Below are 13,506 nucleotides of genomic sequence, written 5' to 3'. Positions count from 1 at the left end.
GCGCTGGATTCGCCCGAACAGGAAATCTCTGACGGCAACAGCTGATACGAGCATGAGTTTGACAAAATTTGAGGATCTCCTCGAGAACGACTTCGAAGGGAATCGGACCGATGATGTGGACGACGTGATCTATGGGGGCTACGACTATCCCGAGCATCGCGATCGCGTTCCCGGCCTCACCGACCTGCTCACTGATACCTCGGCCACGGACCACGACAGGTATCTCGCTTGCTTGACGCTTGTGGCCTGGGGTGAGCCTGCGGGCTACCAAGCGGTTCGGGAAGCAACCCTGAACCCCCGTGACACTCCCTGGTACGACCTCGTGGTGGACCGCAAGTTCTCCGTGGACAGCAGCTACGGGCAGTTCTCCGCAGCTGCGACGGACAGTCGGGAACTCTCCGAGGAGAAGGGGTCTTCGGAACTCCGGCTGGAGACCTTCCGGTCGCTCATTCGCATTGCGGACCGTGAGTACTTCGAGGAAAAGCTCGGGGACTACCTGGACGAAGCCGTGGCGCGGGCCTGTCTTCCCGACATCCACACCGTCATCAGCCGAGGCCTCGGGTCCATCGCGGCGGGGGTTCCGTTCCGGTTCGACATCGCGACCCAGCTCGTCGATCTCGCCAACTCGATTGTCGTCGTCGACGAGGAATCGGCCGTGGAGCTCGTCCTGCAGATCCTGCGGGCCGCCCCGGCAGGTCGCACCATGGCCCATGCAGTCGCGGCGGTACACCGGGCCAAAGGGCCGGCCGGGCAGGTACTGGCCGACCATCTGTACCTCAGCGGCAACGCTCACGTACGGGCACTGCTCGCCGAGCGCGGCTGATCGTCAAGGCCCCCAGAGGGAACCGGCTCCGCTGCCCAGGAGGAGGATGGCGTATGGAAATGAACCGCTCGATGGCGCGCCTGCTGGGCCGGGTCGACACGGAGGGCATCACCCCGGACGAAGTTCCTCCCGGGTTCCTTCGGATCGCGGAGGGCGGCTGGGAGGTCGCCCCGAGCGGCGCGCACGTCTTGTCGGCGCTGAAGTCCGCTCCGTCGGGACCGTTCTCGGACGTGGTGCACGAGGAGTACACCGTCAACGGCCGCGGAATGACGGACTACGACCTTCCAGCCTCTGGGAAGGACAGGGAGTCGAGGCTGTTGCGGCGTTGCGTGGCTTTCGCGAGCAGCTGTCTCCTGCGTGGGGACGAACTCCGCTCCACCGTGGAGGTCTCCGCGTACATCTCCATGTCCTACGGCGGCCTCGCGGACGACCACCTCACGGCGAACGTCACCTTCTGCGGTGACCACCCGGGCGTTCGCCCCTATGCGGCCGACCTGGACGCGTTCGAAACCGTGTCCATTCTCAAGCTCCGGCGCGCGGGCGAGCCCCCGTGGAGGGTTTGAGACCACGCCGCGGGAAGGGAACGACGATGGCAGGTGGTTCGAGGGCCCATGCCGCTCTCACCAGCTTTGCTCCGCTCTTCTGGTTCCGGTCGCCCGTCGAGCGTCACCCCCGCCTCGGGCACGTGCAGATCGCGCACCTCGGCTGGCGTTTCGCCGAACCGCACGACGGGTTCAAGCCTGTCTCCGAGACCGTGGCACGCGACGCCCCGCGCCACGTCAAGTGGCGGTTCAAGGCCGCGAAGAACTGGCTGATCCTGCCCGTACGCCTCACCGAGGAGTCGGCGCGGAATGGCGACGACTTCAGCGAAGCGGAGGTCACGGTCACCAAGGATCAGGACCTCTGCATCCTCGCCGCGCAGGACATGGATCTGATCCTCCAGGCCATCGAGGACGCAGCGCCATGAAGGACGGGACCGCAAGCAGCCCTGAGGGCCGAGCCGATCTGCCCGGCGTCGGGCCGACCGCACGCCGGAGGCAGTGGAGGACCGCCCGGGAGGTCCCCGAAGGTTCGGGGACCGGGCGGCGGTTGGACCTCATGAGGAGGTTGTCCCGCGCCGAAATCCGGCCGGAGAGGTTCGCCGAGCAGTGGCTGGACGCCCGGAGGGATGCCTTGGACGGAGGCGAGCGCATCGGAGACCGTCTCTGCCGAGCGCTCAACGAGGTCTTCTACGCCTTGGATGCATACCCGATCGATCCGGACCTTCGGGAGACCGGAGACACCACGGACGCAGAACTCCTCGACATCGTGAACCAGGCGCTCGAGCAGATCGATGGGACCGGGAGCTGGCGATGGGGCACACCCCCTTCACACCGCCGCGCCCGCGCCGTAACCTGACGCACCGTCAGATACGCCGTGCCGCCCGGAGGTCCGTCATGCTGTTGCGAGGGAAGACCGTCATCGTCTCCGGCGTCGGGGCCGGGCTCGGGCACCAGGTGGCCGCCGCCGTGGTGCGGGACGGGGGGAACGCCGTGCTCGGGGCGCGCACCGAGGCGAATCTCGCCAAGTCCGCCGCCGAGATCGACCCCGAGGGCGCGCACACCGCGTACCTGGCGACCGACATCGGCGACGAGCGGCAGTGCGAGGCCCTGGCCGAATTGGCCCGGGCGCGGTTCGGGGGCGTGAACGCCGTCGTGCACGTGGCCGCCTGGGACTCGTACTTCGGGGGGCTGGAGGACGCCGACTTCGGGACCTGGCAGCAGATCCTCGACGTCAACCTGCTGGGGACCCTGAGGATGACCCGGGCCTGCCTGCCCGCGCTCAAGGAGCAAGGGGGATCCGTGGTGATCATCGGGACGCAGTCCGCCGTCGCCGCGCCCAACGAGGTGCAGCAGGCCGCCTACGCCGCCTCCAAGGGGGCCCTGACCTCCGCCATGTACTCCATGGCCCGCGAGCTCGGCCCCCACCGGATCCGCGTCAACGCCGTGCTCCCCGGCTGGATGTGGGGGCCGCCGGTGCAGGCGTTCGTCACCTTCACCGCCCACACGGAGGGCGTGCCGGAGGCCGAGGTGCACGCTCGGCTGACCCAGCGCATGGCGCTGCCCGACCTCACCACCGACGGGGACGTCGCCGACGCCGCCGTCTTCTTCGCCTCCGACCGGGCGCGGGCGATAACCGGCCAGTCCCTGCTGGTCAACGCCGGGGAGCTGATGAGATGAGCCACTCCACGGCCGCCCCACCGCCGGAACGTCGGATCGTATGCTCGGCCCATGACCACTCCGAGTGACGCTCCGACCGACAACGCGATGCGCCGCGCGCTCCGGCGGGCGCGAGACGGCGTCGCCCTCGACGCGACCGAGGCGGCCGTGCTCCTTCAGGCGCGCGGCGAGGCCCTGCGGGACCTCGCCGCGTCCGCCGCACGCGTAAGGGACTCCGGGCTCGCCGCCACCGGGCGGCCTGGTGTCATCACGTACTCGCGCAAGGTCTTCATTCCCCTCACCCGCCTGTGCCGCGACAGGTGCCACTACTGCACCTTCGTGACCGTGCCCGGCAAGCTCCGCAAGGCCGGCCACGGCATGTACCTCTCCCCCGACGAGGTCCTCGACATCGCCCGCCAGGGCGCGGCGATGGGCTGCAAGGAAGCGCTCTTCACCCTCGGCGACCGTCCCGAGGACCGCTGGCCCGAGGCCCGCGAGTGGCTCGACGCGCACGGCTACGACGACACCCTCGCCTACGTTCGCGCCATGGCGATCCGCGTCCTGGAGGAGACGGGCCTGCTCCCGCACCTGAACCCAGGTGTCATGTCGTGGTCCGACCTCCAGCGGCTGAAGCCGGTCGCGCCGAGCATGGGCATGATGCTGGAGACCACCGCCACCCGCCTGTGGTCCGAGCCCGGCGGCCCGCACCACGGCTCCCCCGACAAGGAACCGGCCGTACGGCTGCGGGTGCTGGAGGACGCGGGGCGTTCGAACGTCCCCTTCACCACCGGGGTGCTGATCGGGATCGGCGAGTCGTACGAAGAGAGGGCCGAGGCCTTCTTCGAGCTCCGCCGGATCCAGCGCAGCTACCACGGCATCCAGGAGGTCATCGTCCAGAACTTCCGCGCCAAGCCGGACACCGCCATGCGCGGCATGCCGGACGCGGAGCTGGAGGAGCTGGCCGCCGCCATCGCCGTCGCCCGGCACATCCTGGGCCCGAGCGCCCGGATCCAGGCGCCGCCGAACCTGGTGGACGCCGAGTACGCCCTGCTCATCGGCGCGGGCATCGACGACTGGGGCGGGGTGTCCCCGCTGACCCCCGACCACGTGAATCCCGAGCGTCCCTGGCCGCACATCGAGGAGCTGGCCGAGCGCACCCGGGCCGCCGGCTTCGAACTGCGCGAACGCCTCACCATCTATCCGGAGTTCCTGCAGCGCGGCGAGCCCTGGCTGGACCCCCGCCTGCTCCCGCACGTACGGGCGCTGGCCGACCCGGAGACCGGCCTGGCCGACGAGACGGCCGCCGTCGAGGGACGGCCCTGGCAGGAGCCCGACGAGGGGTTCGTCGCCTACGGGCGCACCGATCTGCACGCCACCATCGACACCGAGGGCCGCACCGGCGACCGCCGCGACGATTTCGACCACGTCTACGGCGACTGGGAGGCGCTCCGCGAGGCGGCGGCTCCCGGGATGGTGGCCGAGCGCATCGACACCGACGTGCGGGCCGCCCTCGCACAAGCCGCCGACGATCCGACGAAGCTGACCGACGCGCAGGCGCTCGCGCTGCTGCACGCGGACGGACGGGCCCTCGACGCGCTGTGCCGGATCGCCGACGACCTGCGCAAGTCGGTGGTGGGCGACGAGGTCACCTACATCGTCACGCGGAACATCAACTTCACCAACGTCTGCTACACCGGCTGCCGTTTCTGCGCGTTCGCGCAGCGCCGCACGGACGCCGACGCGTACACGCTGTCGCTGGACCAGGTCGCGGACCGGGCCGCCCAGGCCTGGGACGTCGGCGCGGTCGAGGTGTGTATGCAGGGCGGCATCCACCCGGACCTGCCCGGGACGGCGTACTTCGACATCGCGCGCGCGGTGAAGGAGCGGGTCCCGGGCATGCACGTGCACGCCTTCTCCCCGATGGAGGTCGTCAACGGGGCCACGCGGACGGGGATGTCCGTACGGGACTGGCTGACGGCGGCCAAGGAGGCCGGGCTGGATTCCATCCCGGGCACGGCGGCGGAGATCCTCGACGACGAGGTCCGCTGGGTGCTCACGAAGGGGAAGCTGCCGACGGCGGACTGGATCGACGTCATCACGACGGCGCACGAGCTCGGCATCCGGTCCTCTTCGACCATGATGTACGGGCACGTGGACCAGCCGCGGCACTGGCTCGGCCACTTCCGCACGCTGGCCCGGATCCAGCAGGCCGCACGGTCCAAGGGCGTGGGCGGCTTCACTGAGTTCGTCACGCTGCCCTTCATCCACACCAACGCGCCCGTGTACCTGGCGGGCATCGCGCGGCCCGGCCCGACGGTCCGCGACAACCGCGCGGTGACGGCGATGGCCCGGCTCCTGCTCCACCCGCACATCACGAACATCCAGACGAGCTGGGTGAAGCTGGGCACGGAGGGCGCGGCCGAGATGCTCCGCTCCGGGGCCAACGACCTGGGCGGGACCCTGATGGAGGAGACCATCTCCCGGATGGCGGGGTCGAGTTACGGCTCGTACAAGTCGGTGCAGGACCTGATCGCCGTCGCCGAGGCGGCCGGGCGGCCCGCGAAGGCCCGTACGACGCTGTACGGAGAGGTGCCGCGGGAGCGGCAGGACGCGGCCCGCGCCTCGGACGGGCACCTGCCGGAGCTGCTGCCCGTACTGGACTGACGGTGCCGCGCGGGCCCGGCCGGCGTGGCGTCCGGCCGGGCCCGCGCGCGCTCCTGGTGGCGGTCAGCCGACGAGGAGGTCCTTCTTGAGCCGGCGCAGCTCGCGGGAGTCGATGCCGAGGCCGTCCTTCACGTACCGGTCGAAGGAGCCGTACGTGGCCTTGACCTCGGCGTAGCCGGAGTTGAGGTACTCGGGGCGCACGGCCAGGTCGTTCGCGGTCAGCTTGTCGAGGGCGTCGGAGCGGTAGACCTCGCCCATCTTGACCCACTGGCCGGTGGTGGTGCGGTAGCCGCCGGCGTCGCGGAAGTTGACCGCGCCGTCCAGCTTGATCAGGCGGTCGGCGAGGCGCAGGCTCCCGCCGCGCTCCGGCTCGAAGTCGAACCACTGGCGGTCGGCGGCGGGCAGCCCCGTGACCACGGCCCGCCCCTCTGCGCCGCCCTCGGCGACGACCCCGTTCGCCTTGATCTCGACCCGCCCGGCGCCCCGGGCCTTCCACCGCAGGGTGAAGGAGCCGTCGGCGCCGGCGGTGACGGTGGCCTCGGCGAAGGGAGGTAAGTGGCAAAACGCGCCATGAGCCAGACTGACGGCTGGAACTATTCGCAATCTGGCCGTTCTTTGATCACTTACGGGCCTCTTGGCGAACCACTTCCGGATTCGATCGAAGCTGTCCACTACAGTGCGGGTTTCGCATGCGCGGCGGGTACGAGTGCAGTGCCGGGTGCCGGGCATCGGGTGAAGTGGTCAGCGGGGGGCGCGGTGCCGGGGGTGGACGAAGTGATCGGTACGAACGGCGGGGCGCATGCACATGCGGTGGGCCCAGCAGCGGCCGGGCCCGCATCTGCCACCGGGCCGGCGCCGGGCCCCGCAGCCGGACCCGCACTGCCCGGTCATCCGGCCGCGCCGATGGCCGGCCCCGGACGCGCGACCGGACCCCTGGCCCGATTCCCGGCCGGACCCCCGCCCCTCGCCCCGCCTGCCGCCGAGCCCCCGGCTCACCCCGCAGCCGGGTTCTCCGCCGGGCCCGGCGTGGAAACCGCGCCCTTCGGATACCTGCCCGCACCCACGGCCGCAGCCGGAACCGCAGGGCAGGGGGCGAGCCCCGCAGCCGGAGCCGTAGCCGGACCCGCGGGCGTACCCGCCGCGCCGATGGCCGGCCCCGGACACGCGACCGGACCCCTGGCCGGGGTCCCGGCCGGACTCCCGCCCTTCCCCGCAGCTGCCGCCGAGCCCGCGGCTCACCCCGCAGCCGGGCCCTGCGCGGGAGTCACGCCTGCGGCCGGGGTCGCATCCGTCGGACACGGACACGGGGCCGGGTTCGCCGCCGGGCCGGGAGCCGGAGCCGCGCCTGCGGCCGGACCGGGATACGCGGGCGTACCCACCGCACCGACGCTCGGCCCCGGACAAGGGGCCGGTGCCGGGGCCGCACCGGTCGGACACGGACACGTGCCCGCGCCCGCCGCAGCCGGTCCCGTCGGACAGGGGGCGAGCCCCGTGGCCGGACCCGCGGGCGTAGCCTCCGCGCCGATGGCCGGCCCCGCGGCCGGGACCGCCGGCGTAGCCGGATCCGCCGGGCACGGGCCCCGGTTCGCCGCCGGGCCCGCGGCCGGCGCCGGGGCGGAGGTGGGTCCCGTGGCGGGAACCGGGCACGGCGCCGGAGCCGGGCTGGGCCCCGTGGCAGGAACCGGGCACGGGGCCGGGGCCGGCGAGGAACCGGCCGGGCACGTACCCGCCCCCACCGGCGGACCCGGACACACGCCCGCACCCGCAGCCGGGCACGGGGCCGGCGACGGCGACGGCCCCCTCGGACACGGGCCCGCAGGGCAAGGGGCCGAGCCCGCCGCAGGCGAGGGGCGGACGCTCGGGCGGGCCGTCGTCACCGGGCTCTGGGGCCGCATCGAGCAGCAGGACTTCCGCGGCCGCGTCCGCGGCACGCTCCTCGGCTCCGCGCTCGGGGACGCCCTCGGCGCTCCCCTCGCCGGCCTCACCCTCGACGGCATCCGCGAGGCCCACGGCCCGGACGGTCTGACCGGGCCCGCGCCCGCCGACGGCCGCCGCGGCCGGGTGACCGCCGCCACCCAGCTCACCCTCTTCACCGTGGACGGGCTGATACGGGCCCACGTACGCCGGGACACCGGCGCCTGGCACCCGCCCACCGACATCCACCGCGCGTACCTGCGCTGGGCCGCCACCCAGAACGAGTGGGGCCCCGACGAGCGCCGCAAGGACAACGGCTGGCTCGCGCAGGAGGAGTGGCTCTACGCCCGCCGCGGCCCGGACCGCGCCTGCCTGACCGGCTTCGCCGACGAGCTCCTCGGCACCCTCGACCAGCCGAAGAACCCCGCCGCCCGCGACGCGGCCGCCGCCTCCCGCTCGGCCCCCTTCGGGCTGCTGGTCGGCTGGGAGCCGGCGCTCGTCCTCCAGCTCGCCGTCGAGTGCGCCGCGCAGAGCCACGGCCACCCCACCGCCTCCCTCTCGGCCGGCGCCCTCGCCGTCATCGTCCACGGCCTGACCCGCGGCGACTCCCTCGACTCGGCCGTCCAGCGCGCCCTGGGCCTGCTGGGCGCCCGCCCCGGCCACCAGCCCGTCACGGATGCCCTCCAGCGCGGCCTGTCGGCCGTCACGCAGGGCGCGCCGGGCCCCGGGGCCGTCGAAGCCCTGGGCCGGGCGGCCGACGGCCCCGACGCCGCGGACGCCCTCGCCGTCGCCGTCTACTGCGCCCTGGTCGCCGAGGACGTCGCGCAGGGCCTGCGCCTCGCCGTCAACCACGGCGGCGACTCCACCGCCGCCGGCGCCCTGTGCGGGGCGCTGCTCGGCGCCCTGCACGGCGAGACGGCCCTCCCGGCCGCCTGGCTCGCCGAGCTGGAAGGCCGCGCCACGCTGCTGGAGATCGCCGACGACTTCGCCCTGGAGATGACCCAGGGCCCGTCCCTCCACAACCCTGCGGAGGCCTCCCCCGGCTGGCTGGCCCGCTACCCACGAGGCTGACGCACGGCAGGCGTACGGCCGAAGTACGCCACCGCGATCTGACGCCCCCTCAACAATCCCGGGTCCAGCCCGTACCGTTGCGGGTCCCACGTCTCGGAGGTGCCAGAACCCATGCGGATCGCCACGACCATCTTCCTCACCGACCGCACCATCTCCCCCGTACGCCTGGCCCGCAGCCTGGAAGAGCGCGGCTTCTCCGGGCTCTACCTCCCGGAGCACACCCACATCCCGGTGGCCCGCGACACCTCCGCCCCCATGGGCGGCGAACTCCCGGAGATGTACGGGCGCACCCTCGACCCCTTCGTGGCCCTCGCCCAGGCCGCCGCCGTGACCGAGCGCCTGCACCTCGGCACCGGCATCACCCTCGTCGCCCAGCACGACCCGATCGGCCTCGCGAAGCAGGTCGCCACCCTGGACCACCTCTGCGGCGGCCGTTTCACCCTGGGCATCGGCTACGGCTGGAACGTCGAGGAGGCCGCCGACCACGGCGTGGAGTGGCGCACCCGTCGCGAACTGGTCCGCGACCGCATGGCGCTGATGCGCGCGCTGTGGGCCCCGGAGCCCACGGCGTACGTCGGCCAGTACTGCTCCGTCCAGGCCAGCAGCGCCCACCCCAAGCCGGTCCAGGCCCCGCGCGAACTCGGCCCCGGCGCCCCCCTGTACGGCCCGCGCACCCTGATCGGCGGCGCGGCCGGCCCGAAGCTCTTCGCCGCGATCGCCGACCACGCCGACGGCTGGCTCCCGATCGGCGGCCGCGGACTCACCGAGTCCCTCCCGGTGCTGCGCGAGGTCTGGGAGACCGCCGGACGCGACCCCAAGTCCCTCCGGGTGGTTCCGTACGCCGTCCAGCCCACCCCCGGCAAGCTGAGCCACTACGCCGACCTGGGCATCGAGGAGGTCGTCCTCCAGCTCCCCTCGGAGCCGAAGCCGCAGGTGCTGCGCACCCTGGACGAGTTCGCCCAGTACCTCTGAGCGCGACCGCCCGGCCGCTGCGTAGGCTCGACCGGACTGCCCGAGGGGACCGGAGGAGAGCGACATGGACACGGCCAAGGACCGGGACACCGAAAGCCAGTGGGAGGGGCTCCCGGCCGGTATCCGCACCCAGGTCGACGGATACGTCCTGCAGGACGGCAGCTTCCAGGCGATCCGGCTCGTGTACGAGGCCGGCCGCGCCCGGGGCGTGGGCCTGTACGAGGCGCAGAAGATCGTCCACTTGCGCTACCAGCACTTCGGCGACCGGGTCGCCCGCACACCCGACTCGCCGCTCGACCTGGAGTCGCTCGCAGCCCTCGCCCGCGGCATCCGCGCCCGCGTGGTGGCCGTCGAGGCCGTCTGGGACGGGGACACCGTCCACGACTGGTTCGTGAATCTGCTGGCCGTCACGGACGACCCCGCCGGGGAGACGTGCCTGGCCACGATCTACCGGGGCACGGCCGTACGCGCCCTGGACGGTGCCGACGGGGGCCCGCTCCACCCCTCGGCGGCCGTCGCCGCCCGCGCGGGCGGCCACCTGGCCGCCCACCTCGGCGTGCCCTTCCACTTCGCCAGCCCGGACACCCCGGACGACGAGGCGCCGCGCTGGCGCCCCTGACCACCGGGGCGGGGGGTCAGGCCTCCAGGAGCCCCGGAATCCCGTCCACCAGGGCCACCACTGCGACGACATCCCCGTGAACCGGCGGGGCCACGAGTGGACTTCGGCGGGCGCCCGCAGAGGGGAAGGGTTTGTTCGCCCTCCCCCGTGCCCCGTGACGTGCCTAGCTCATCAGCGGCGAGCCGACCAGCTGCCAGGTGAGGGGGCCCTTGTTGTCGCCCTCGATGTCGTAGACGACCGTCGCGTCGCCGGACCACTGCTTGCTCGGGTCCAGGGTGGCCGCCGGGGTCAGACAGGCGAAGGCGCCGTTGGGAGTGGCGTTGACGTTGGCCGTGAGGTCACAGGTCTTGCTGTTGACCACGACGTCGGTGCCGCCCGGCACGCGGCTCTCCAGCCGCGTCGTCACCTTGAACGAGGTGTAGCGCTTGCTGGTCATGTCGGACTGGCCGTCGTTGATGAAGCCCCAGTTGACGGTCACCTTCCCGCGGACCTTGTTGTCCGGGAGCGACTCGACGCAGGTCGGCGCGCTCAGCTGCGCTTCGGGAATGATGCCGGGCATCACGTCGATCCGGGCGTTGGTGCCGGCGGTCGAGCAGGTCTGCGCCGCGCTCGCGGACTGCGAGACGGAAATGATCCCCGAGAAGGCGACCGCGGCAGCGGCGACCGCGGAGGCGCGGAAAAGGTTCTTGTTCATGACGATGTCTCCCCCATGTGAGTGGGGGCTGATCTTAGACAGCCACATTCAGCCTGGAGAAATCATTTTCGCAGGTCAGACCCCATGTGGCTGATATTCACCCCCCACCTGGACCGAGGGGAAGCCTCGCCGGACCCATGCCGCGCAAGCGGCAGCAGGCCCCTTGGGCGCAAGCGGAATTCGGCGGGGCGGAGGCAGGGCAAATACTGGCCAAAGCTTCGCCGTGACCGGAGTTCCCGCGCCCCGGCGGTTTCGTACGCTGCCCGTCATGATCAATTCACGTACCCACGTCCGCGTCGCCCGGCCCTCCCTCGACCTGAAGGCCGCCGAACGCTTCTACGTCGACGGGCTCGGCCTGGAGGTGCAGTGGCGCAGCAGCGACAGTGCGCCCGGGGAGCACGACCTGCTGATGGTCGGGCCGGCCGGGGGCGGGTGGCACTTCGAGCTGACGCGTGACGCCTCGAACCCGATCCTGCCCGCGCCGACCGTCGACGACCTCTTCGTCGTCTACCTCGGCGAGACGCCCGACGAGGCCCTGGTCCGGCGGCTCGTCGAGCACGGCGGGACGCGCGTGACCGCCCACAACCCCTACTGGGAGGAGTGGGGGGTCACCATCGAGGACCCCGACGGCTACCGGCTCGTGCTCTGCTCCCGCACCTGGGGCTGAGCGGCCTGCGCGGCCTCCTGGGCGTCGAGGAGCTCGTCCCAGTGCTCCCGGGTCCACTCGCACGCCGCGTCGAGCGGGCCCAGGAGGCCGCGGCCGAGCGGGGTGAGGGCGTACTCGACGCGACGCTCGGGGGTGTCGCACTCGGTGCGGGTGACGAAGCCGTCGCGTTCCAGGCCGCGCAGCGACTGCGTCAGGGATTTGGCGGTGATGCCGCGCAGCGGGACCTTGAGCTCCGAGAAGCGGCGGGGGCCGCCCTCCAGGCAGCGCAGGATGAGCGTGGCCCACTTGTCGCCGATCCGGAACGGGACCAGCGGGGACGGGCAGACGGGGTCGAACATCTCCGGGTCCAGCGGCGCGGGTTGGCTCATGATCCCTACGGTAGGGCCGGTATCCGGTCGGAAACCAGGCCCCTCCCTACGCTCCCCCCATGACGAACGACAAGAACACCAAGAGGCTCATCGTGTTCGGGGCCGGCGGACGCGTCGGCCGCGCCGTCACCGCCGAGGCCCGGGCCCGGGGGTACGAGGTCACGGAGGCGGGCCGGGCCGACGGGGAGGTGACCTCCGCGGCGGACGTGGCACGCCTGGCGGCCGGGCACGACGCGGCGGTGGTCGCGGTGTACGACGCGCAGGCGGCCCCCGGGGTGTTCTTCCCCGCCGTCGGCCGCGCGCTGGCGGCGGGACTCCCGCGGGCCGGGGTGCGACGGCTGGTGGTGGTCGGGCTGGCGTCCGTACTGCCCACCGCGTCGGGGGCGTTGCTGATGGACACGCCCGGCTATCCGCAGGAATGGCGGGAGTTCTACGCCGGCCACGCGGCCGGGACCGACGCGCTGCGGGCGCACGCTCCGGCCGGGCTGGACTGGGCGGTGCTGAGCCCCGCCGGGGACTTCGCCGAGGACGGCGGCGCAGCGGCGGGCGGGTACGGCTTCGGAGCGGCGGACGCCGCCGGCCGGATCACCCGCGCGGACTTCGCCCGGGCCGTGGTGGACGAGGCCGGGGCGCCGTCGCTGCACCTCGCGCACGCGGGGGTGGTCCCGGCATGACGGCGGTGACCGACAGTCCGGACCCGTGGGTCGCCGCGCACATCCGCCGCTTCGAGGAGACCGCGGGGCAGCCGCGGCCGGGGATCTCGGACCTGCTGCTGACCACGCGGGGCCGGAAGTCGGGGCTGTACCGCCGCACGGCGCTCGCCTACGTCCGGGACGGGGAGACGGACGGGGCGGCGTACGTCCTGACGGCCTCCGACGCGGGCGCGGACCGGCACCCGGCGTGGTACCTGAACCTGGCCGCCGACCCGGCCGTCACCCTCCAGGTCGGCGCCGAGACCTTCCCGGCGACGGCCCGGCGCGCCACGCCCGCCGAGGCGGACCGGCTGTGGCCGGTGGTGGTGGCCCGATGCCCTCGTACGCCGCCTACCGCGCGGCGACGGCCCGGGAGGTCCCGCTGGTCCTGGTCACAAGGGCCGGCCGGGGCGGGGTCACTTGACCGCCGGGGTTTCGGGGAGGCTGTCCAGGGGTGCCTTGAGGGAGGTGTCCGCGGCCCCCGAGGCGGTCCCGGCGGCGGAGGTGGTCACCGCGACCGCCGTCTTCGCGTCCTGGACGGTCCGGTGCGGGTGGTCCACGATGTCGACGACGCGGCCGACGACCGGCGGTGCCTGGGCGGGCGCCGCGTCGGCGTGCGCGGCGACGGGGGTGAGTGCGAGGGCGGCGCCACCGGAGACGACCAGGGCGGCGAGGGTGCGCTTCATGGCATTCATGCCCCGCCCAACGACTCCCCCGCACCCGTGGTCACCGCCCGTTCCCTCCGGAACGCCGGCGGCCCCGGATCGGGGGTCCGATCCGGGGCCGCGGGGATGACTCTGGAGGTAGTGCGCGGGGGGCGCGGG

15 protein-coding genes and 1 pseudogene are annotated in these 13,506 nt (G+C 73.1%); 12 read left to right on the top strand and 4 right to left on the bottom strand.

Translation table 11 applies throughout. From position 1 onward, the window contains the following. Positions 1–52 precede the first annotated feature (52 nt). Genes PV721_RS09810 through PV721_RS09785 form a run of 6 tightly spaced genes read left to right on the top strand, consistent with a single transcriptional unit; the run spans position 53 to position 5,685 of the window. Positions 53–823, top strand: coding sequence for a hypothetical protein (locus tag PV721_RS09810; protein ID WP_319722477.1), 771 nt, complete (start codon positions 53–55; stop codon positions 821–823). Positions 824–876: 53 nt separating this feature from the next. Further along, complete coding sequence (locus PV721_RS09805) at positions 877–1,386, top strand: hypothetical protein (protein ID WP_319722476.1); 510 nt, start codon at positions 877–879, stop codon at positions 1,384–1,386. 26 nt (positions 1,387–1,412) lie between these two features. After that, a complete protein-coding gene (locus PV721_RS09800) occupies positions 1,413–1,790 on the top strand; it encodes a hypothetical protein (protein WP_319722475.1) in 378 nt (125 codons plus the stop codon). Continuing rightward, positions 1,787–2,221 carry a colicin immunity domain-containing protein gene (locus tag PV721_RS09795; RefSeq protein ID WP_319722474.1) on the top strand — a complete coding sequence of 145 codons (435 nt, stop codon included), beginning with the start codon at positions 1,787–1,789 and terminating at the stop codon, positions 2,219–2,221. Before PV721_RS09800 ends, PV721_RS09795 begins: the two co-directional genes overlap by 4 nt. 38 nt (positions 2,222–2,259) lie before the next feature. Further along, on the top strand, positions 2,260–3,042 hold the full coding sequence (locus tag PV721_RS09790) for an SDR family oxidoreductase (RefSeq protein ID WP_319722473.1): 783 nt from the start codon (positions 2,260–2,262) through the stop codon (positions 3,040–3,042). Positions 3,043–3,093: 51 nt separating this feature from the next. Then, positions 3,094–5,685, top strand: coding sequence for a bifunctional FO biosynthesis protein CofGH (locus PV721_RS09785; protein WP_319722472.1), 2,592 nt, complete (start codon positions 3,094–3,096; stop codon positions 5,683–5,685). A gap of 63 nt (positions 5,686–5,748) precedes the next feature. Here PV721_RS09785 and PV721_RS09780 read toward each other — a convergent pair whose 3' ends face one another. Beyond that, positions 5,749–6,288, bottom strand: coding sequence for a tyrosine-protein phosphatase (locus tag PV721_RS09780; protein ID WP_319722470.1), 540 nt, complete (start codon positions 6,286–6,288; stop codon positions 5,749–5,751). A 1,290-nt stretch (positions 6,289–7,578) separates the two neighbouring features. Between PV721_RS09780 and PV721_RS09775 the strand changes: the two genes are divergently transcribed. The 3 genes from PV721_RS09775 to PV721_RS09765 all read left to right on the top strand — a co-directional run bounded on the left by PV721_RS09775 (position 7,579) and on the right by PV721_RS09765 (position 10,261). After that, the gene (locus tag PV721_RS09775; RefSeq protein ID WP_319722511.1) at positions 7,579–8,670 is read left to right on the top strand and encodes an ADP-ribosylglycohydrolase family protein; all 1,092 of its coding nucleotides are present in this window, start codon (positions 7,579–7,581) and stop codon (positions 8,668–8,670) included. A gap of 111 nt (positions 8,671–8,781) precedes the next feature. After that, positions 8,782–9,642, top strand: a complete 861-nt coding sequence (locus PV721_RS09770) for a TIGR03619 family F420-dependent LLM class oxidoreductase (RefSeq protein ID WP_319722469.1) — start codon at positions 8,782–8,784, stop codon at positions 9,640–9,642. Positions 9,643–9,706: 64 nt separating this feature from the next. Beyond that, on the top strand, positions 9,707–10,261 hold the full coding sequence (locus tag PV721_RS09765) for a hypothetical protein (protein ID WP_319722468.1): 555 nt from the start codon (positions 9,707–9,709) through the stop codon (positions 10,259–10,261). A 163-nt stretch (positions 10,262–10,424) separates the two neighbouring features. Here PV721_RS09765 and PV721_RS09760 read toward each other — a convergent pair whose 3' ends face one another. After that, positions 10,425–10,955, bottom strand: a complete 531-nt coding sequence (locus tag PV721_RS09760) for a hypothetical protein (RefSeq protein WP_319722467.1) — start codon at positions 10,953–10,955, stop codon at positions 10,425–10,427. A gap of 268 nt (positions 10,956–11,223) precedes the next feature. On the opposite strand from PV721_RS09760, the gene PV721_RS09755 reads away from it, so the two are divergent. Further along, positions 11,224–11,622, top strand: coding sequence for a VOC family protein (locus PV721_RS09755; protein WP_319722466.1), 399 nt, complete (start codon positions 11,224–11,226; stop codon positions 11,620–11,622). Here PV721_RS09755 and PV721_RS09750 read toward each other — a convergent pair. Further along, the gene (locus PV721_RS09750; protein ID WP_319722465.1) at positions 11,586–11,990 is read right to left on the bottom strand and encodes a helix-turn-helix domain-containing protein; all 405 of its coding nucleotides are present in this window, start codon (positions 11,988–11,990) and stop codon (positions 11,586–11,588) included. The genes PV721_RS09755 and PV721_RS09750 overlap by 37 nt on opposite strands. A 59-nt stretch (positions 11,991–12,049) precedes the next feature. Between PV721_RS09750 and PV721_RS09745 the strand changes: the two genes are divergently transcribed. Further along, the gene (locus PV721_RS09745) at positions 12,050–12,664 is read left to right on the top strand and encodes an NAD(P)-dependent oxidoreductase (protein ID WP_319722464.1); all 615 of its coding nucleotides are present in this window, start codon (positions 12,050–12,052) and stop codon (positions 12,662–12,664) included. Beyond that, positions 12,661–13,014 (top strand): annotated as a pseudogene (locus PV721_RS09740) (nitroreductase/quinone reductase family protein); the annotation flags it as partial. The gene PV721_RS09745 and the pseudogene PV721_RS09740, both read left to right, overlap by 4 nt. 84 nt (positions 13,015–13,098) lie before the next feature. On the opposite strand, the gene PV721_RS09735 reads toward PV721_RS09740, so the two are convergent. Next, positions 13,099–13,377, bottom strand: coding sequence for a hypothetical protein (locus PV721_RS09735; protein ID WP_319722463.1), 279 nt, complete (start codon positions 13,375–13,377; stop codon positions 13,099–13,101). Positions 13,378–13,506: the final 129 nt, after the last annotated feature.

It is taken from the genome of Streptomyces sp. MB09-01 (assembly GCF_033794505.1).
GTDB lineage: Bacteria > Actinomycetota > Actinomycetes > Streptomycetales > Streptomycetaceae > Streptomyces.
The sequence above is the reverse complement of the archived record's forward strand: the minus strand, read 5'-3'. Positions and strand labels throughout refer to the sequence as shown.